Raw genomic sequence first — 17,292 nt, 5'->3', positions numbered from 1 at the left:
CTGACATGGTCTACGGCTCCAACCTGCTGTTAAAAGCTGGAGTGAAACCAAGGGTTTACCTGAGGAAGTGGTGCCCGGGGGCGGAATCGAACCACCGACACGAGGATTTTCAATCCACTGCTCTACCCCTGAGCTACCCGGGCACGGGAACGGCGTTTGCCGTTGGGTGGAGGCGTTCTATGACTTGCTACAGGCAGTGTCCAGAGGCTTTTTCACATTTTTTCAATGTGGACATTGTTGCTCTGGTTCGGGATCGGAAGCTTCTGTTTCAACGTCCTCTTCCCGCTGCGATGGAACCGCGTAGGACCCGTTCAGCCACTTGGCCAGATCAATATCAGCACACCGCTTCGAACAGAATGGCCGAAACTCGGTTACAGACTTTTCTGCGCAGATCGGGCAGCTCATTTCAGCACTTCCGACAACGGGATACGGCCGCGTTTGCGCTGTAGCTCGTAGTGGCCAAGAGGGGTCCAACCTGCCAGCGTGGTTTCGACCGAATCTGCCTTCAACGCAGCGCGCAGAGAGGCCTCGAACCCACGGCGATCCTTTTTAGGCATTGGTGCTAGGTCCAGAGTGATTTGCCCCCCAAGACCGCGAACGCGCAAGGCACGGGCAAGCCCCTTGGCACAGGCGAAATTGACCTTGGTTCCGGCTGCCATCGACGTGTCGGACCCGGTGTTGACATCCACAGCGACCAAGGCCCGGGTGGGCTGAATATATAGATACCCGCCTCCGGGCAGTGGCTCGGAAATACCACGCGCCACGTCCAATGCATCCAATACGCCATGCGTTTCGAAACTGCCCGGCTGTGTCACAACCTCAGCTGGGTCAGTCCAGTCGCGCCAGGCCAGAACATGGGGTCCGTCACCTTCCAGCAACAGCTCGGGCTCAGTTCCCGGATCGTTCAAAACCTGATCCGCATGGGCCAGCATCGCACCGATATCTTCGGCGATTTCAGCCGCACCTTCGCCCTCACAACAGGACCGCAGGATCAGGCCATGGCTGCTGCCCTCCATGCTCTCATGAGCGATTTCAAGAAGGCGGTCACGCTCATCTTCGTCGTGGATGGAACGTGAGATATTCAAACCGGGCGCATCAGGCGTGACGATCGCATAGCGGCTTTTGAAGAGAACCCGATCGGTCACTGGCAGCGCCTTACCGGGTTCGGCATAGCCCGTCACCTGAACCAACATCAGTGCACCGGGTGCGAGCCCTTTGACCTGTCGTAAAAAGGCCGGACCATCTGGCGTGGTCAGGAACATGCCACCCTGCCCTTTGACCGGTCGGTCGGCACGGGCACGGTAAATCGTACCCGGCGCGGGCGCGTCAGCTGCAATCAGGAAATCGTCCAGCTGACCGTCGACCATAAGGGCGGCAGATTCGCGGTTTTCGATGTGATCCAGAACAATGGTTCGACCCTTCATGACACCTCACGATACAGGGGATAGCCGATGCCTTGCAAAAGCGCGGCAGTCTCGGACAGGGGGAGCCCCACGATGCCGGTAAACGAACCAGAAATCCAAGGGATGAAAGCCCCGGCAGGGCCTTGAATGGCGTAAGCGCCTGCTTTGCCCTGCCAGTCTCCGGTCGCCAGGTAAGCGTTGATTTCGACGTCTGACAGACGTTTGACTTTGACCTGAGACACCACATCACGTTGCAGAACGCGGTCCCCGCGCCGTACAGCGACCGAGGTGATTACGCGGTGCCGTCGACCGGACAAAGCATGCAGGAATTCAGCCGCCTGGCCCGCGTCTTCCGGTTTTCCCAGAATACGGCGACCCAGTGCGACCGTGGTATCCGCGCAAAGAGTTACATCGTCGCCATCGGCCTGTACCGCCTGCACTTTTGCCCGCGTAATGCGATTGCAATAGGGCACCGGCAGCTCACCTTTCAGCGGCGTTTCATCAATGTCGGGTGCACGGATGGCATCGGGCTGCACGCCAAGCTGGGCCAACAGGTCCAGCCGCCTTGGGCTGCCCGATCCTAAGATAAACGCCATTGCGGCAGGCGTTACTTGAAGCGATAGTTGATCCGACCCTTGGTCAGATCATAGGGGGTCATCTCGACCTGAACTTTGTCGCCGGCCAGAACACGGATGCGGTTCTTGCGCATCTTGCCTGCCGTATGTGCGATGATCTCATGGCCGTTTTCCAGCTCGACCCGAAACGTCGCATTAGGCAGGAGTTCCTTCACGACACCGGGAAATTCGAGCGTATCTTCCTTGGCCATGTTGTCTCCACATTTAAGTTGCACCCGCAGAATCTGCGGGGATGTGCGCTTAAATGAGCCTATTTTGGCCCTATTTCAAGGGCGGAATCACCTATAGGGCGGATATTGTGACCGAATCGACTCGGGGTGATTGCTCATCCCAATGAGTTCGGTTGAGGACATGGCCATCGGAACGCACACCGGCGATGGCTGACATGTCGACCTCAGCATAAGTCCAGCCGGGTTGGTTCAGGGTACCTTCGGCCAGCACTCCAGTCACGGGAAAGCCCTTGTCCGGTGGACCAAATATACCGCCAGTGCCGGTATTCATATCAACGGCTTCGGACCATTCATTAACGCCCACCAAGGACGACATCACCGTAACGCATTGATTTTCCAATGCTCTGGACATCGCGCCGATACGCACCCGCCAGTAGCCTGACAACGCCTCGGTGCAGGATGGGACAAGGATAAGGTCTGCCTCGCTGAGAGCACGACCCAACAGCGGAAACTCACTATCGTAGCAGATCAGCACCCCGATTTTGCCCAGCGCAGTATCAAACAGCTTCAGCGGGCCGCCAGGGGCAATATCCCACGACTCGCGTTCGAACCGGGTCATGATCTGTTTGTCCTGGTGGTCCTGTTTGCCATCTGGGGCATAGAATGCAGCCCGGTTCACAGGTCGCTCGAGGCCATCCACAACCGGGGCCGATGCGCCCAGAATGTACGCCTTGTACTCCTGTGCGAGGCGCTGGTGCAGGTTTTGCACTTCCTCCATCCGATCCGAGACCGCGTGGATCGACCGCTCCAGATCACCCGCCACCTCGGCCCCGTCGAGCGTAGACAGCTCCATCGCGCCATATTCAGGAAAAACCAGCAGGTCCGCCCCCTGCCCCGCGGCGTCTGAGACCCAGCGGTCCAGCTTGTCTTCATACTGCGCCCAGCTGTCGAGCCAATCTAGGTTATAGGCGGCAGTAGCGACTTTCATGGGCTATCCTTGCGGTCCAAACTCGGGCGAATTTAAGTGTGAGTTCGCGGTCTGTATAGCCCCATCCTGTCAACATGTGTATTGAATGAACAACTCCACTGTGGGCTCAGTGCCGACTTCTTTTTCAAGCGCAACATCCATCACAACGAGTGCATATGCGTCTTCCAGTTCAGCCATTGGGTTAACAACGGCACAGGGAACTGGCAAAATCTTGCGGGAGAATTGGCAAGCCCCTTTTCATTTTCGGTCAAATCATCGTAGAACCCCGTTAGTCTTCGAACCGGCAATGAAGCGTCTTGGAATACAGCACCTACAAAACAAATACGATTTGGCCGCGCCTGTCCGGCACCGCCCGAACCGCGATTGCGGTGGGTGTTTTTTGTCTTGTCTCCGCCTGCTCCGAGCGTCCAACCGATGCAGACCTCAATCCGGAACGTCAGTCAATGGCTTTGCGGGAGGTCGCGCAAAAGCAAGCCCGGGGGCAAAGGGTGTGGTGCGTACCCTACGCACGGAACCTCAGCGGCATCCAAATTCGTGGCAACGCCAAGGATTGGTGGGGAAGGGCGCGCAGTACATTTGAACGCGGCAATGAACCAGCTGTCGGTGCTGTGATGTCGTTTCGAGCAACCAGCGGGATGCCCCTGGGTCATGTGGCTGTCGTGTCGGATATTGTCACGGACCGGGAAGTCATCGTGAATCACGCCAACTGGCACCGAAACAAGGTATCGTTGAAAATGGGCGTCAGGGACGTATCCAAACACAATGATTGGACCTTGGTCCGTGTCGAAACCCAGCCGGGCCGATATGGCAATTTCTACCCAGTGAACGGGTTTATCTATCCGAAAGATGACGGGTAGCTCAATTTCTCTTCGCGTCTGCCGCGAGGCATCGGAATGCACCGCGAGCGTTTCCTGCTTCGGCCGTGAATCGCGAGCACCTAACGTTTGCGCGGGGAGGTCGAACGTCAATATCGTCCGCAGAGCAGACGAAAACTATCTACAAATCCCGCATCCAAAACTGCAGTCGCTTTGCTGTCTCGCCCTCTTCCCCAACATCCTTCCACAAAAACTGCGCGATCACACCGGGCAGTGGCTCATATCCCCGCGCGCGCCAGAAGGTATCCAAGGGGCGATAATTATCGGGCTGCATCGGGTGGGCGGGGGGGCGCTGTACACTGCAAAAGGCGCATTTTCTGTAGCCCAGCTTGCGCGCGTGTGCCTCGCGAAGGCCAAAGAACTTATGCCCAACCCCCTGCCCCCGATAGTCCGGCAAAAGGACAGATTCGGCGCAGTAGAAGATGTCGGTCAGGTCCAGGCCCGAGCCTTCAAAGGCGGCGGCGAAATCATCAGCGTGATCGGTCAGAGGGGCACCGGTTGAAGCGCCGAACAGGCGGTCACCATCGAACGCTCCAACAACGACTGCTTTGTCGCTGTCACGGTAAGATTGGAGGTACTTCCGCTCGTAATCAATGTCGCCGTCATACAGATACGGCCATGCCCGAAACACCTGAATCCGCAAACGCCCCACATCGTCCAAGGCATTTGTCAGCGCCGCGCCGGTCAGGGGGCGGACAGCTGTAACCTCAGCCATTCGAAACCTGCTTTGTCCAGTCAGCGAGGTTGTAGAACGTGGTGACGCGGGTAATTTTGCCGTCTTTCAAGTCAAAGAACGACCCGGCGGGCAAGCGATAGGTCTGATCGCGGGCTTCCGGCAAACCCTCATCCGTCTGCAGATAGGTGCCGTTCACAGTGAACTCTGCCGCAGCGCGGGTACCGCCTTCGGCCTCAAACACCACGATGTCCGTCAGGTGTTCCTTGTAGCAGCGGTTCATATGGGCACAGAAGGCTGCAAATTTTTCCTTGCCGGTGCGGATCTGGCCTTCGTTCACGTGATGCGCCACATCATCGGACAGGCAGGCCAGCATGCCGTCGACGTCACCGGCATTGAAGGCCTCAAAATAGGTTTTGACGGTCTTGTTCATGTTCACTCCGTAGGTTCACCCCAGCGGCCTTTCAGATGTTGAATGATCTGGTCGCGGGTCTGTCGGTAGTGAATTAACTTGTCTGCGCGGCTTTCGCCCAGTCCGGTAGGGTCCATTATTGGCCAATAATCGACATCCAGGTGAAAAATCCGTGTCAGCTCCAGCGCCTGACGCTGGCTGGCCGGTGACAACGCAACGATCAGGTCGAACGAGCTTAGGTCGTCGCCCCATTCCTGCATTTCATCAAACGAGCGCGACCGATGGCGGGACAGTTCGACGCCAACCTCCTGACAGACCGCTATGCAGAACCCGTCAATCTCAAGGTCATTTCGCACACCGGCGGATTGTACGTAGGTGCCGGTGCCGTAAAACTTTTTCATGAGCCCTTCGGCCATAGGGGACCGAACCGCGTTATGGTCGCAACAAAACAGGACCGACTGCGGCAAAGGCTTCACGCGTCAGCCCCCGAAATGCAGCACGCAGATCAGCGTGAACAAACGGCGTGCGGTATCGGTGTCGATGTCAGCCTTACCTTCAAGACGTTCCTGTAAAACGCGGCTGCCTTCGTTGTGGATGCCGCGACGGGCCATGTCGATGGTTTCGATCTGGCTGGGCGGCAGGGTTTTTACCGCGTTGAAATAGCTTTCGCAGATCTGAAAGTAGTCTTTGACCACCTGCCGGAACGGCCCCAGTGACAGATGAAACTCTGCCGCCTTTTCCTCGGCCTCGGTGGCAATGTCGAAAACCAGCCGCTTGTCGCGGATCGACAACTGAACACGGTACGGTCCGTCGGGCACGACACGGTCATCGCGTAAAGGCAGCGCAAAGCTGTTTTCTTCCAGCAGATCATAGATCGCAACCTTACGCTCCTGCTCGATTTCGGGGGTCGGCGGAGGCAGGTTTCGGTCATCTAGTTCGATGTGCGAGATACGAGTCATAAGGCGTGGTCCGTTCAGTCCGGGACAGACTTATCGCAATTAAAAATGATGAACAACGCAAGAGCAGACCAAATCGGATGCTCCGCAGGGTCGATTTGATGGTTTTTCAGAAGCTGATCGATCAGAGAGCCTTCATTAAAGCTCTTTACACCTAAAAACATCCGGCGGAACCATGATCCATAAAAGTGGATCGACATCTTGTCCTGCCACTCGAGAAAATCCAGCTTTGAGATATCTGGGTCGTACCACAAAGCACGGAAACGGGGCGGAATTGAATACAGGTCGGTTCGAGGCGTTGCCATCGAAGTCTCGTCGCCTTTAGAGACATAGTAATACAGCATTGGAGGCCCCAGTCTAAAAAGGGGCAAACCCCAATACGTGGATTTTCCAAAGATACACAGGTAGGCTTTTTGCTGATCTTCCGGCCACCAGGGCGGAACAAGATCGCTTTCAAATGCAAACTCGCACATCTGCTTTAACGCGAGGTTTTCAGATGGAAAGGCCAGAACGCCATTCATCATACGTCGACGTTTCAAATTCGCCTTTGGAAACAAATATCCCTGTTTGGTCTCGAACGGTCTGTTCGCGTAGGCATCGGCATCCACCCAGATATTGTCCGAAACCTGCATAAGTTTCAGGCGGAACAGATCCGCATAAACGGCAACGAATCGGGTGATTGGATCACGGTAAATCTCGGACGTGTCAAAAATTTCGCGTGCGTCGCACGCCTCAATGTAGTCCGGAATATCCTATAGGTCGCCATAGTGGTAGACGATCGGCTTCTGGTCCACACCCGCGAAGGATTTCAGGCACAAATGCTCCAGAAAACTAAACCGCTTGCCGATCCAGAGTGTTGCCACGCGTTCCAAGTCTGGCTACTATATGTCAGGTCCTTCGGTCAAGGCGCCGTTGAACAACCGGTTGTTTCAAGTCCCTACCTAGATAATCCGTGCAGGTTCGCGGCGGGTGTGACCCTTAGGCCATAAGGATTTAGCCGTTCAGACGTTTCAACCGCGCCGTTACTGAAAGCCCATGTGCCTCGAGGCTTTCGGAGTGCGCCAGTTGCTCAGCTGCTGGTCCAATCGCTCGCAAAGCTTCTGGTGTCATCTGGCTGAGTGTCGTGCGTTTGAGGAAATCCATCACACTGAGACCAGAGGAGAAGCGGGCCGAACGCGCTGTTGGCAGCACGTGATTGGGACCACCGACATAATCGCCAATGGCCTCCGGTGTGTACTGGCCCAGGAAGATCGCCCCGGCGTGGACAGTCTTAGCGCTCAGCGCGATTGGGTCGGCCACGCACAGCTCCAGGTGTTCGGGCGCGATGCGGTTCGACAATGCCGCCGCCTCGTCCAAATCACGTACGGTGATTATCGCGCCAAAATCACGCCAGCTTGCGCCCGCGATGGCGCGGCGCTGCAGGGTTTCCAGGCGTTTGTCGACGGCTTTGGCGACAGCCTGTCCAAATCCTGCGTCATCTGTAATCAGGATCGATTGCGCGCTTTCGTCATGTTCTGCCTGGCTAAGAAGGTCCAGTGCGATCCAGTCGGGATCGTTCTCCTTGTCGGCGATGACCAGAATCTCGGACGGGCCTGCAATCATGTCGATGCCAACCTTCCCGAATACGCGGCGCTTGGCGGCGGCTACAAATGCGTTGCCCGGACCCGTGATCTTGTCGACCGCTGCAATTGTGTCGGTGCCATAGGCCAGTGCGGCAATCGCCTGTGCCCCGCCAATACGATAGATCGTGTCCACACCGGAAAGCTGCGCCGCCAGCAGGACCAACGGGTTCACTTGCCCGTCCGGTGTCGGCACGGCAATGGCCAGACGCTCAACCCCAGCGACCTTCGCGGGGATTGCGTTCATCAGCACGGAAGACGGGTACGATGCCAGCCCGCCGGGCACGTAGAGACCGGCAGCCGACACAGCAGACCAACGCCAACCCAGCATTGCGCCCGACGAATCTGTCCACTCGTGATCCTCTGGCAACTGCTTTTCGTGATAGGATCTGATGCGCTCAGCGGCCAATTCCAAAGCAGCCCGATCTTCGGACGAGACCTGATCCACAGCCTCGGTGATCTTTTCAGCGCTGAAGGCCATTGTTTCGGGCGTCAGCTCCAGTCGGTCAAACTTGGCGGTCAGCTCGATCACCGCCGCATCGCCACGTTTCCGCACGTCATCGATAATCCCGGCGACAACGGCGTCCACATCCGGGCTGTCCTCGCGCTTGGCGGACAATAGTGTTTTGAAGGCGGTCTCGAATTCAGACGACGTCGTGTCGAGGAAAACAGGCATGTACTGGCACTCCGGAGCGTTTGATCGGGACATACCGCCCAGATGGACCGGCCTCAACCCTCAGTCCTGTAGGTGCAGCGATTTGCGCATACTCAGACAGGACACGTCATTGCGCTGACTGCATCTTCCGGTGGCTTCCCAGCCGTGCCGCGCATAGAAACCCTGTGCCGTTTGGGTGGCTTCAAGCCGTCCCTCGGTACAGCCAAAGGCGATAAGTTCCTGCTCAAGCGTCTTCAACAAAGCGCCGCCAATACCGCAACCGGTATGATCGGGATCGATATACAACAGGGTGATTTCTCCGGCTTCGGTCAGCCCACCAACGGCTGCAGGCTGCCCGTTATTCTCGGCAAGCCAGATTTGTGCCCCGTTCCTGATCCAGCCTCTGATCGTCTCCAGATCCTTGTTTGCGACCCATTGCGCGATCACCTCAGGATCATCCTGATGGTCCGCCGTGCAAAGGTCGGTAATTGACCGGATCAGAACACGGCTCAGATCGAACACGTCGAAAACGGTCGCACGGCGCAGCACCAAACCCTGTGGGGGTCCGGTGAATGCCTGCGCTATGCCGCGCTTATTCCGGATGGTGCGGTGCCTGACCGGATGGGGCCTGATACGGTCGGGTCACGTCCTTGAGGGTGACATCCAGCGCCTCGACCGACAAGCGGATCGTACCGTCTCCGGCCAGTGTCAGCATGATCTGCCCGGCACCGTCTTCGCCCGCTTCGAAATCAATCGAAAGCAGGGACATCACCATTTCCTTGTCGCCGCGTTCGACCCCCTGGCTCGCCACAGACAGCACTGAATCGAAAACCAGAACCGACTGCACCCGTTCAAACGGGCGGTCGCGGCGGGCGGCAGCATCCTTGTCTTCCCAGCGGAACCGGTTCAGCAACAGGCCAAAGCGACGCTCAGAGGGCCGCCACGTCATCTCGGTGATTGGGAAAATCGCATCCTGCGCCAGGGTCGAAATCACCTGAAGGTCATCGGCGTCCTCGGCCCCCAGATTCAGTGGGGCTTCGCGTCCGTCTTCGAAACTTGCATCTGTCATTGGCCTTTGATCCGTTCAATCTTTGCGCCCACGCCTTCCAGCTTACGCACCACATGTTCATATCCGCGGTCCAGATGATAGACCCGACTGACTGTCGTTTCCCCTTCAGCCGCCATTCCGGCCAGAATCAACGAGACTGAGGCCCGCAAATCCGTCGCCATCACGGGCGCTCCCTTCAGACGTTCAACCCCGGTCACGGTCGCCGTACCACCGTGCACTTCAATATTCGCGCCCATGCGCACCAATTCCGGGGCATGCATGAAGCGGTTCTCAAAGATACGTTCTTCTAGAACCGAGGTACCTTCGGCCGTGCACATCAGCGCCATCATCTGCGCCTGCAAATCCGTCGGGAAACCGGGGAACGGCTCGGTCACAACATCCACAGCGTTAACACGTCCGTTCTTACGGGCGACCTTCAGGCCATTTGGGGTTTCTTCGACATGCACTCCCGCCGCATCCAACTTGGCCGCAAAAGATTCGACCAAAGCCATCCGACCACCCAGCAGCTCAACTTCACCGCCGCACATGGCCGGGGCCAACATATATGTGCCCAGTTCTATCCGGTCGGTCACCACCTGATGCGTTGCACCGTGCAAGCGATCAACGCCCTGAATCTCGATGGTCGAGGTCCCCTCACCCGAAATTTGCGCACCCATCTTGCGTAGACACTCAACCAGATCGACAATCTCAGGCTCGCGCGCGGCATTCTTCAGAACGGTCGTGCCTTTGGCCAGCGTGGCGGCCATAACGATGTTCTCAGTCGCGCCCACCGAGGCAAAGCGCATCTCATGCACTGCGCCTTTCAGCCCACCCGGGGCTTTGGTGTGCAAGTAACCGTCTTTAAGCTCGATCTCGGCGCCCAGCGCCTCAAGCCCTTCGACATGCAGGTCCATCGGACGCGCGCCGATGGCGCAGCCGCCCGGCAACGACACAACGGCCTGTCCGAAACGTGCCAGCAAAGGACCAAGCACCAAATTGGATGCCCGCATCTTGCGCACAATCTCATAATCCGCCGTCTGACTGGTCAGGTTATGGCTGGACATCGCCAGCACCTGCCCTTCCTGCAGCGAAGACACTTCTGCCCCCAGCGATTGCAATAGCGCAGTCATTGTTTTGATGTCACTCAGTCGCGGCGCATTGGTCAGCGTCAGCGGTTCTTCGCTGAGCAACGTTGCAGGCATCAGCGTCAGGCATGCGTTCTTGGCCCCCGCAATCGGTATCTGACCGTTCAGCGGCCCGTTGCCCGTTACCAAAATCGAATCCATCTGCTCTTATCCCTCGTCCTTGCCAGTCTTGTCCTCGGATGCCGCCCGCGCTTTGGCTTGCGCCTTGCGCCGCGCCATATTCGCCTTAAGCGCGGCCTTAAGCCGTTCTTCGCGCGCGTCCCCGGATTTACCGTCTTTTTTGGGTGAATTTTTGTCTGCCATTGTCTTTCTCTACAGGAGACGAAAAAAACCGTCCAGACACCCTTGCGCCGCGTTTCGTTTGAGTCTAATCACCCGCCCACAGCGCTGCTGTAGCTCAGAGGTAGAGCACTCCCTTGGTAAGGGAGAGGTCGAGAGTTCAATTCTCTCCAGCAGCACCATCTTTTCAATGAGTTACCGACCAGCGCAGCGCTCGCGCCCCGACGCTGGGGCACACGTGGGGCACACATTGCAGCAGAATATCGCGGTTTCAGCACACCATCTGTACCGTTTGGAGCACAGCTGAAACTCCGCACATCCCGCTATGGTCGGTTCCGCAGTCTGAGCGATTGTTCCAGGCATTTGTAATCCTGCGCGCATATCTCAGCGTAGCGCATGCTAGCTAAGAGATTGATCGCCAAGAGCTTGAAGCTTGGGGATGCACTCGGGCAAGCCGCATAGCCCCTCATGTGAAGTCGGACAGAATCTCACGCATCTCCTGCGCGATGCGTTCCGGCGAGGACTCCTGACGGACATGCCTCATCCGTTCGGTCGCCTCGTCCCAAGCAGACGTTCCGTATAAATACCGTGCTCGGTCCAATGCGGTCAGGACGCTGTCTTCGTCAGTTCGGTCCAGAAGAAACGGGTAATCCTCGCCAAGGTAATGCACCGCATCCGTTGTGTGGCGTGTTGTCAGCACATTTGCCCCCAACACCGCGGCGGTGAAGCCCTTGGTGAATGGTTTGAAGACACCGAGCACCTCTTTTCTGCGCGGTAAAGCCCGAACAGCATAGTGCATATTGAAGCCGCGCAGCCCCTCGAATACGTCGCCGATTTCTCGGTCGTTTTCATAGCTCAGCACATGCACCTCCTGACGCAACCGATCCGTGAGAAATGCGTTGGCCGGATGTCCGAGATACCCCACCTGCACCACGTCGGCAAACGTGCAGCGCACGTCCGACAAACGCGGATCAGCATGATGGGTCAGATGCATCACCCTGCCTGCACACTCGCCCGCTCCCTGATAGACAACGAGCTCTTCCAGCATTGCAGCGCCAGCTTTCGATGCCGCTACATGCACCTGAGCGTGGCGGGCGAAATTGGTGCGGACATTCGAGTCTACATAGTCAACGCACACCGCACGCGCATAGCGGCGCAGTTCAAGCATTCGATTGTCACCGAACAAGGCCCAGGTGCCCTTTAACATGATAACAATGCAATCCTGAAGGTTTGAGCAGACTTGTCGGAACGCCTCAGTGCTGCGCATCGGCCTGAGCGTGACCACGGTAAACTCGAACTCATCGCCCAGATAATAACTGCACAGTGCGCTCAACTGATCGCAGCGCATGATTTTCGATCCAGCACCGCTCAGGCCCTTTCGGTGCAGAAAAACCACCCGAGTTTTTTTTACCATGTGCCTGCCTACACGTCTTTACGGAAAAATCGATTTTCATTAACCACATTTTTCACGGAACAAATAGTGCAAGCAGGTTTTTTGGGCGCAAGTCAAATACCAATTGTCAACAACCGACTTGGATCAGGGCGTAATCCGCGCACAGTATGAATTGTAATATTGGTTTATTCGTTCACGTTCCTTCCGTTTATTCGCACGCGAATGCAGCCAGCACGACAATGATTGCCACCCCACCAAACGCCAACCAAATCCGGTCAATCTTGCCGTCATCAGCCACAACTATCTTGCGCCATTTCATGTCGTGTTCCTCTCTGCTGAACCTGCGGTTAGCTTCGACGACTGGTTGACTACAGAATGTCGTGAGCATCATTGGCTTTCGAACCCGCCGCGGTGATTTCCGCAGGTCGTCGGTTTTGAAATATCGGAAAACTCACGCGGTGCAACGTGCACGGGATTGGGAGATCAGTCGTGTGCACAGGGGACAACGTTTTGCGATTTTCTGCCATCTACAGTTGGTGTGCGCCGGAACAATGCCTCTACACCCCAATGCCGTCACGGCTTGGGCGTTGTGGTAGCCATATTTCGAACCGTTTACAGATGATTGCGCGACATTTTGGTGCGATTTTTGGCAATCTGTCGCCGTCGCCACGCCCTGCTCCTGCAACTACTGCTGCAATAGTGTGCGGTGTGTTGGGCCAACTGAAACAACGCCTCTCCACATTCCGCGCAAACACGCGTGTCGGCGGGCAGTGATTGGCCCTCACGCTGCGCACGTAGCAACCGGATGTGTTCCTCAAATGCCGCTTCGTGTTTCGCCTGCGTTTTGCGCCAGCGGTATTCAGCGCTGCGGCAGGCATTAGAACAATATCGACGCGACGAACGCCAGGCGAACACCACAGCGTCGCAACAGTCGCACAAGATTACGTATTGCCGTGTTGAGCGGAACTGCAGCGGCATCGGTCTACCCCCGTGTCCCAAAGTTCCCCAAACCCCACGGTGTGCCGTCTACAACTTCGCTGCGACTGCCACCCGCATCTGCTTTGGTTTGTTGTTGCTGTGCTTTGCGTTTGGCACGATAGCGTTCCCGGTTCGCCTGCACGTTTTCTACCGTGTCCTGCAATTCGATTTCTTGCACGGATGCAATCGTCAGGTACGTTTTACCCTCGTGGGTCTCTTGCTTCAGCTTTCCCGTAACCGTGATGGGTACGCCTTGTACAATATGTTCCGCCAGGGCCAACGCCCGTTTGCCCCACAGGCTCGCCCCGACAATCATTGCATCGTCACCTCGGCCCGACGCAATGCGGAAGTTGGCAACATCCATCTGTCCGGCTTTGGTGAGTTGTGCGCCTCTACTGACGCGTCCCGCTATTATGAGTATCATCATGGTTCAACCCCCATTGATTTGACTGTGATTGATGTTGCGTGTGCCTTTTCGCCTCTGCCCATCCACGGCGATGTTGCGCCCGTGGCCATTGGCGAGACAGTGCAGTGAAAGCGCCGCGATGACCGCAGCCGCTGTTCTGACATTTCCACTGGTGCGTTGAGCGGTGATGGTTCGACACGCAATCCGCAACCACTGACGCTTCCCCAGCAACTGCGCAAACGTTGCCGCACGTATTCATGCCCGTGAGTGAGCCGCGCCATTGACGCCAAAGTCGGTTGAAGTCTGTGCAAATGCATCAGATCTCTCCCGGTGGTACGGGGACAAAACCGTCCCACTCATCTGCGTCGCCGGTGACGCCCAAAACGGTGCCGTCCGCGACACGTATACCGAAGGCATCCTGCTCTTCCGGATACAACGGGGGGTTTTGCATCCGGGTCACGCTATTTGACAGGGCGTCCGTTGCATCCACGTCAGCCGGATCCAGATCGGTTTGCTTTTCATCCGGTTTAACCGGATGTAACGGTTCCACCACATCCACACGGTTTGGCCCGAAATCATACCTCGGCGCACGCCGTCCTCTGCCGGGTTCAGCTTCGTAGATGACACCCAGCGCCAGCAACTGTTGCAGCGCGTGTGTAGCCGTGGAGTTGGATACTGCCATCAGTCGGGCAATGGAGTTTTGCCCACGTTGCCATCCATACTTCGGGTGCCATTTGCAGGCCATCAGATGCAGCAACAGCTTTGCGGACATATCCAACCGAAAATCTCGAAAGCACGTCTCTGCGTACGCACGGGCCTGTTTGAGGCTGGTGATAACCGTGTACCCCGCTTGTCCGTCCGTTCCGTCACGGGCATACTGATTGATGTCACGTTTCGTCGCGTGGCCCCATCTGCGTCTCCGGCGTAGAGTTTGGCTGGCAGGTGGGGGTTCATCGTCCCACTCGCATCACCGTTCTGCCGATGCTTCCAGCGCTTCGAGAATGTGCAGCCCGCGATATTTGGGTGGCGCATTCTGATACAACCGCGTCACCTTTGGCCCGCGTCCATCTTGCCGCCAGCGTTCCACCGTGCGCGGGGAAACCCCCAGAATAGCCGCCAAATCCTGCGTGCTATACAGCACGTCCCGTTCCACCATTCCCCCGGCAGCGGCCAGGACCGGCTGTTTCATGTGCGTGATTTCCGTCATGTGTATATCCCGTGTAATCGGCAACAAATCTCTGTCACCACAAATGCCACGGAACCTGTGTCTGTTTGGATTGGGCCAAACGGACTATTTTCTACCCAACTGATATCTCATCGCTTTACAGGCGAGGGCAGGTTTCAGGAGCGTATGCCCGCCCCACCTTCCGCAGCGTGTCGCGTGCTTTCATGATTGGGTTTTCCGGCAGGCAATAACTCCGCGTCATGAAATCCTGATAAATGTCCACCGCATGCTCCGGGTCCGCATCCGTGTCGACGCCGGGCCCCGAAATGATACGCTGACGAGGCAGCCAATCGGCTTCCCATTTCCGCACGCGTTCGACGCCGTCTGTCCGGCCCATACTGCGCAGTATCCGCGCGACTTCAGCGCGGGCATTCTTCGCTGTCAACGCCTGCCCGTGGGTTTTTCCATCGCGCAGAAAACGCACCGCCGCGATGGCCGCACACCGCAGCAGGGTTTCCCCAGCTGGCTTCTGGGGCTGGCCATTGCCCCGTTCACGCGTGACTGCTGTGCCTGCATTGTGCAGTATTTCAGCCCGTAACCGCCGCAGTTCTGCCAACTCATCGCCCTGTATCAGTTCCGGGTGTGCCGCGTCCATGTACCGGATAATCGCTGTCAGCGCTGTGCCCCGCTTCATATCTTTAGACTGGTGCTGCATTGCGCGGGCCAGGTCAGCCCGCATCTGCACATACGCCGCCCTAACCCGCCGCCCGTCATACGTGGTTGGCATCTCCGACATTCTCTGATTGCCCGTGTCGCGCCCGTTCGTCATGCGACCACCTCGGCAACGCGACTTTCCCATAGCGCCTGCGCATCTACACGCTGCGCCCACAGGTCCGCCGCCGAATACCGCCCCAGCAAATCAGGGCGGGCGTGGCCAATCATCAGTTCGCAAACACGTTCCGGTACGCCCAGCGCTTCCAAACCGGTACGGTATGTTCTGCGCAGCGCGTGAAACCCAAACCCTGGATTGCCCAGCGCGTCCTTTACTGGACGCAGCAACTGGGAAAACCCGCCGATCCGCTTTCCGTGTCTGCCGGGGAAATAAAGCCCGACCCCTGCCATCTGTGGCTGTACGCCCAACAGGCGCAGTGAATGTGCCGCCAACGGAACCCGCACCGCCTGCCCCATCTTGTGCAGCGCGGCTGGGATGATCCAAACGTCCCCGGTCACGTCGGCGCGCGTCATCCACGCTGTTTCACTGCGTCGTTGCCCCGTCAGCAGCAGGAAACGCAGCAGGTCGCGGTGCACGGGGTTTCCCAACGTGCCCGTGGCCACCCAAAACGCCCTGATTTCCTCCGCATCCGTAAACGTCACCTTTGCCCGTGCGCCCAGCCGCTGCGCCCGTGTGTCCTTTTCTCGGCGATATCCTGCCAGCACGTTTGCAGGCAGGTGTCCATCGTTTGTCGCCCACGTCAGCAGGCCGGACACGCATTTGCGCAGGTAGTCGCTTTGTTGTCCTCGTGCCTCAATCTCATCCATCACACCCGTGATGTGCGCCCGTGTCAGGTCATGTGCCGGGCGGCGCAGGTAACGCGTCAGGTTGCGCTGCAGGCACGAAACCACGTCTTTGCGCTTTACCACCCCACGGCGGGACAGGCGTTCACTGTATGCCTCGATCAGCTGAGATAGCGTCAGCGCGTCGGTTTTGTCCGTTGGGTCTATTCCCGCCCGCAGTTCTGCCAGCAGCCGCAGTGCTTCGGCGCGTGCTTCATGCAGCGGCACAACATCAACCCCACCGATGCGGATGTTGCGGAATGCAGCACCCCGGCCACCGCCGACGCGGGATTTCACGTAGTACGAAGCAGCGCCGCTCGGCTGCACGCGGACAATCAGCCCGGGGGTTTGCGCGTCCCGTACCTCATAGCGATTTGCCCGCGGCGTCAGTTTTGTCACTCGGGCGGTTGTGAGTTTCACAGGTGCGGATAGTTTGCGCTTGAGCCGCACCACGTCTGCGGCGTTGTCATCAGTCATCGTGTTTCCCGTCATCATTTGACTGGGGCACACCAGGGGCACACCAGGGGCACACATTGCTGCGTATCCGTGGCGACTCATGTCGGCAGTATAGTCTATAAATATATGATAATAAATGCTACTTTGGAGCTATTGGCGGCGTCTGTCATCACTCAACCGGTCCTTGGAAAGGGAGAGGTCGAGAGTTCAATTCTCTCCAGCAGCACCATATAATCTCCATTGAATAATGCACACGCTGCTCGGTTATGAGCATGGCAGTCCAGTACCCGCTTGCATGTGCCATGGGCGCATCAAGCCCCAGTAGCGCGGTTCGAATTGCGCGTGACGCGTTGAGTTTACTTTGAACCATTCAGCTCAACGCCTTGTTCGCGGAGTATGAATGCAACCTTCCTCAAACGGGGTTGGGACTTGACGTTTGCAAGCCCCACTTGCCGGGATAAACTTGAATTTGTCGATCCACT

General features: G+C 57.4%; 22 protein-coding genes and 2 tRNA genes. 2 read left to right on the top strand and 22 right to left on the bottom strand.

Features of this window, described 5'->3' with window-relative positions; translation table 11 throughout:
• Positions 1-68 precede the first annotated feature (68 nt).
• The 6 genes from QMP16_RS20225 to QMP16_RS20200 form a co-directional block, all read right to left on the bottom strand.
• Positions 69-143, bottom strand: a tRNA-Phe gene (locus tag QMP16_RS20225).
• Between the two features lie 79 nt (positions 144-222).
• Positions 223-405, bottom strand: coding sequence for a DNA gyrase inhibitor YacG (locus tag QMP16_RS20220; RefSeq protein WP_282153862.1), 183 nt, complete (start codon positions 403-405; stop codon positions 223-225).
• Positions 402-1,424: a ribonuclease E/G gene (locus tag QMP16_RS20215; protein WP_282153861.1), complete on the bottom strand. Its 1,023-nt coding sequence runs from the start codon at positions 1,422-1,424 to the stop codon at positions 402-404. The genes QMP16_RS20220 and QMP16_RS20215 overlap by 4 nt, the downstream gene beginning before the upstream one ends.
• A complete protein-coding gene (locus QMP16_RS20210) occupies positions 1,421-1,999 on the bottom strand; it encodes a Maf family protein (RefSeq protein ID WP_109312466.1) in 579 nt (192 codons plus the stop codon). The genes QMP16_RS20215 and QMP16_RS20210 overlap by 4 nt, the downstream gene beginning before the upstream one ends.
• 11 nt (positions 2,000-2,010) lie before the next feature.
• A complete protein-coding gene (gene infA / locus QMP16_RS20205; protein WP_005978431.1) occupies positions 2,011-2,229 on the bottom strand; it encodes a translation initiation factor IF-1 in 219 nt (72 codons plus the stop codon).
• Between the two features lie 91 nt (positions 2,230-2,320).
• Positions 2,321-3,196 carry a carbon-nitrogen hydrolase family protein gene (locus QMP16_RS20200; protein ID WP_282153860.1) on the bottom strand — a complete coding sequence of 292 codons (876 nt, stop codon included), beginning with the start codon at positions 3,194-3,196 and terminating at the stop codon, positions 2,321-2,323.
• Between the two features lie 443 nt (positions 3,197-3,639).
• On the opposite strand from QMP16_RS20200, the gene QMP16_RS20195 reads away from it, so the two are divergent.
• Complete coding sequence (locus tag QMP16_RS20195; RefSeq protein ID WP_348774619.1) at positions 3,640-4,053, top strand: CHAP domain-containing protein; 414 nt, start codon at positions 3,640-3,642, stop codon at positions 4,051-4,053.
• A gap of 139 nt (positions 4,054-4,192) precedes the next feature.
• On the opposite strand, the gene QMP16_RS20190 is transcribed toward QMP16_RS20195, so the two are convergent.
• From QMP16_RS20190 to QMP16_RS20145, 10 genes are all read right to left on the bottom strand, one after another.
• Complete coding sequence (locus QMP16_RS20190) at positions 4,193-4,786, bottom strand: GNAT family N-acetyltransferase (protein WP_282153859.1); 594 nt, start codon at positions 4,784-4,786, stop codon at positions 4,193-4,195.
• The gene (locus QMP16_RS20185; RefSeq protein WP_282153858.1) at positions 4,779-5,177 is read right to left on the bottom strand and encodes a ketosteroid isomerase-related protein; all 399 of its coding nucleotides are present in this window, start codon (positions 5,175-5,177) and stop codon (positions 4,779-4,781) included. The genes QMP16_RS20190 and QMP16_RS20185 overlap by 8 nt, the downstream gene beginning before the upstream one ends.
• 2 nt (positions 5,178-5,179) lie before the next feature.
• A complete protein-coding gene (locus QMP16_RS20180) occupies positions 5,180-5,632 on the bottom strand; it encodes a low molecular weight phosphatase family protein (RefSeq protein WP_058275393.1) in 453 nt (150 codons plus the stop codon).
• 3 nt (positions 5,633-5,635) lie between these two features.
• Positions 5,636-6,115 (bottom strand): UPF0262 family protein, encoded by a 480-nt coding sequence (locus tag QMP16_RS20175; RefSeq protein WP_282153857.1) that lies wholly within the window; start codon positions 6,113-6,115, stop codon positions 5,636-5,638.
• A gap of 14 nt (positions 6,116-6,129) precedes the next feature.
• Positions 6,130-6,720, bottom strand: a complete 591-nt coding sequence (locus QMP16_RS20170) for a hypothetical protein (RefSeq protein WP_282153856.1) — start codon at positions 6,718-6,720, stop codon at positions 6,130-6,132.
• Between the two features lie 385 nt (positions 6,721-7,105).
• Positions 7,106-8,407, bottom strand: coding sequence for a histidinol dehydrogenase (hisD, locus tag QMP16_RS20165; protein WP_282153855.1), 1,302 nt, complete (start codon positions 8,405-8,407; stop codon positions 7,106-7,108).
• A 60-nt stretch (positions 8,408-8,467) separates the two neighbouring features.
• Complete coding sequence (locus tag QMP16_RS20160) at positions 8,468-8,935, bottom strand: GNAT family N-acetyltransferase (RefSeq protein WP_282153854.1); 468 nt, start codon at positions 8,933-8,935, stop codon at positions 8,468-8,470.
• Between the two features lie 43 nt (positions 8,936-8,978).
• Positions 8,979-9,455: a DUF2948 family protein gene (locus QMP16_RS20155; protein WP_058275388.1), complete on the bottom strand. Its 477-nt coding sequence runs from the start codon at positions 9,453-9,455 to the stop codon at positions 8,979-8,981.
• Positions 9,452-10,720 carry a UDP-N-acetylglucosamine 1-carboxyvinyltransferase gene (gene murA, locus QMP16_RS20150; RefSeq protein WP_282153853.1) on the bottom strand — a complete coding sequence of 423 codons (1,269 nt, stop codon included), beginning with the start codon at positions 10,718-10,720 and terminating at the stop codon, positions 9,452-9,454. Before murA ends, QMP16_RS20155 begins: the two co-directional genes overlap by 4 nt.
• A gap of 6 nt (positions 10,721-10,726) precedes the next feature.
• Positions 10,727-10,882, bottom strand: a complete 156-nt coding sequence (locus QMP16_RS20145; protein ID WP_199520031.1) for a hypothetical protein — start codon at positions 10,880-10,882, stop codon at positions 10,727-10,729.
• An 83-nt stretch (positions 10,883-10,965) separates the two neighbouring features.
• Here QMP16_RS20145 and QMP16_RS20140 point away from each other — a divergent pair.
• Positions 10,966-11,040: transfer RNA gene (locus QMP16_RS20140), tRNA-Thr, on the top strand.
• A 284-nt stretch (positions 11,041-11,324) separates the two neighbouring features.
• Here QMP16_RS20140 and QMP16_RS20135 read toward each other — a convergent pair.
• The 6 genes from QMP16_RS20135 to QMP16_RS20110 all read right to left on the bottom strand — a co-directional run bounded on the left by QMP16_RS20135 (position 11,325) and on the right by QMP16_RS20110 (position 16,831).
• Entirely contained in the window at positions 11,325-12,272 is a 948-nt protein-coding gene (locus QMP16_RS20135; RefSeq protein ID WP_282153852.1) for a hypothetical protein, read from the bottom strand.
• A gap of 961 nt (positions 12,273-13,233) precedes the next feature.
• The gene (locus QMP16_RS20130) at positions 13,234-13,656 is read right to left on the bottom strand and encodes a single-stranded DNA-binding protein (RefSeq protein WP_282153851.1); all 423 of its coding nucleotides are present in this window, start codon (positions 13,654-13,656) and stop codon (positions 13,234-13,236) included.
• Between the two features lie 295 nt (positions 13,657-13,951).
• A complete protein-coding gene (locus QMP16_RS20125; protein WP_282153850.1) occupies positions 13,952-14,407 on the bottom strand; it encodes a hypothetical protein in 456 nt (151 codons plus the stop codon).
• Positions 14,408-14,602: 195 nt separating this feature from the next.
• Positions 14,603-14,842 carry a helix-turn-helix transcriptional regulator gene (locus QMP16_RS20120; RefSeq protein ID WP_282153849.1) on the bottom strand — a complete coding sequence of 80 codons (240 nt, stop codon included), beginning with the start codon at positions 14,840-14,842 and terminating at the stop codon, positions 14,603-14,605.
• A 115-nt stretch (positions 14,843-14,957) separates the two neighbouring features.
• On the bottom strand, positions 14,958-15,629 hold the full coding sequence (locus QMP16_RS20115) for a hypothetical protein (protein WP_282153848.1): 672 nt from the start codon (positions 15,627-15,629) through the stop codon (positions 14,958-14,960).
• A complete protein-coding gene (locus tag QMP16_RS20110; protein WP_282153847.1) occupies positions 15,626-16,831 on the bottom strand; it encodes a tyrosine-type recombinase/integrase in 1,206 nt (401 codons plus the stop codon). Before QMP16_RS20110 ends, QMP16_RS20115 begins: the two co-directional genes overlap by 4 nt.
• Positions 16,832-17,292: the final 461 nt, after the last annotated feature.

The organism is Ruegeria atlantica (assembly GCF_947495585.1).
GTDB classification, from domain to species: Bacteria; Pseudomonadota; Alphaproteobacteria; order Rhodobacterales; family Rhodobacteraceae; genus Ruegeria; species Ruegeria atlantica_G.
The sequence above is the reverse complement of the archived record's forward strand: the minus strand, read 5'-3'. Positions and strand labels throughout refer to the sequence as shown.

Excerpts from the sequence above, each read along its gene's own strand:
- QMP16_RS20185 (WP_282153858.1), bottom strand. The coding sequence starts at position 5,177 with ATGAACAAGACCGTCAAAACCTATTTTGAGGCCTTCAATGCCGGTGAC.
- QMP16_RS20200 (WP_282153860.1), bottom strand. The coding sequence starts at position 3,196 with ATGAAAGTCGCTACTGCCGCCTATAACCTAGATTGGCTCGACAGCTGG.
- QMP16_RS20130 (WP_282153851.1), bottom strand. The coding sequence starts at position 13,656 with ATGATGATACTCATAATAGCGGGACGCGTCAGTAGAGGCGCACAACTC.
- QMP16_RS20195 (WP_348774619.1), top strand. The coding sequence starts at position 3,640 with ATGGCTTTGCGGGAGGTCGCGCAAAAGCAAGCCCGGGGGCAAAGGGTG.
- QMP16_RS20135 (WP_282153852.1), bottom strand. The coding sequence starts at position 12,272 with ATGGTAAAAAAAACTCGGGTGGTTTTTCTGCACCGAAAGGGCCTGAGC.
- QMP16_RS20115 (WP_282153848.1), bottom strand. The coding sequence starts at position 15,629 with ATGACGAACGGGCGCGACACGGGCAATCAGAGAATGTCGGAGATGCCA.
- QMP16_RS20210 (WP_109312466.1), bottom strand. The coding sequence starts at position 1,999 with ATGGCGTTTATCTTAGGATCGGGCAGCCCAAGGCGGCTGGACCTGTTG.
- QMP16_RS20190 (WP_282153859.1), bottom strand. The coding sequence starts at position 4,786 with ATGGCTGAGGTTACAGCTGTCCGCCCCCTGACCGGCGCGGCGCTGACA.
- hisD (WP_282153855.1), bottom strand. The coding sequence starts at position 8,407 with ATGCCTGTTTTCCTCGACACGACGTCGTCTGAATTCGAGACCGCCTTC.
- QMP16_RS20215 (WP_282153861.1), bottom strand. The coding sequence starts at position 1,424 with ATGAAGGGTCGAACCATTGTTCTGGATCACATCGAAAACCGCGAATCT.
- QMP16_RS20155 (WP_058275388.1), bottom strand. The coding sequence starts at position 9,455 with ATGACAGATGCAAGTTTCGAAGACGGACGCGAAGCCCCACTGAATCTG.
- infA (WP_005978431.1), bottom strand. The coding sequence starts at position 2,229 with ATGGCCAAGGAAGATACGCTCGAATTTCCCGGTGTCGTGAAGGAACTC.
- QMP16_RS20175 (WP_282153857.1), bottom strand. The coding sequence starts at position 6,115 with ATGACTCGTATCTCGCACATCGAACTAGATGACCGAAACCTGCCTCCG.
- murA (WP_282153853.1), bottom strand. The coding sequence starts at position 10,720 with ATGGATTCGATTTTGGTAACGGGCAACGGGCCGCTGAACGGTCAGATA.
- QMP16_RS20145 (WP_199520031.1), bottom strand. The coding sequence starts at position 10,882 with ATGGCAGACAAAAATTCACCCAAAAAAGACGGTAAATCCGGGGACGCG.
- QMP16_RS20220 (WP_282153862.1), bottom strand. The coding sequence starts at position 405 with ATGAGCTGCCCGATCTGCGCAGAAAAGTCTGTAACCGAGTTTCGGCCA.
- QMP16_RS20125 (WP_282153850.1), bottom strand. The coding sequence starts at position 14,407 with ATGTCCGCAAAGCTGTTGCTGCATCTGATGGCCTGCAAATGGCACCCG.
- QMP16_RS20120 (WP_282153849.1), bottom strand. The coding sequence starts at position 14,842 with ATGACGGAAATCACGCACATGAAACAGCCGGTCCTGGCCGCTGCCGGG.
- QMP16_RS20110 (WP_282153847.1), bottom strand. The coding sequence starts at position 16,831 with ATGACTGATGACAACGCCGCAGACGTGGTGCGGCTCAAGCGCAAACTA.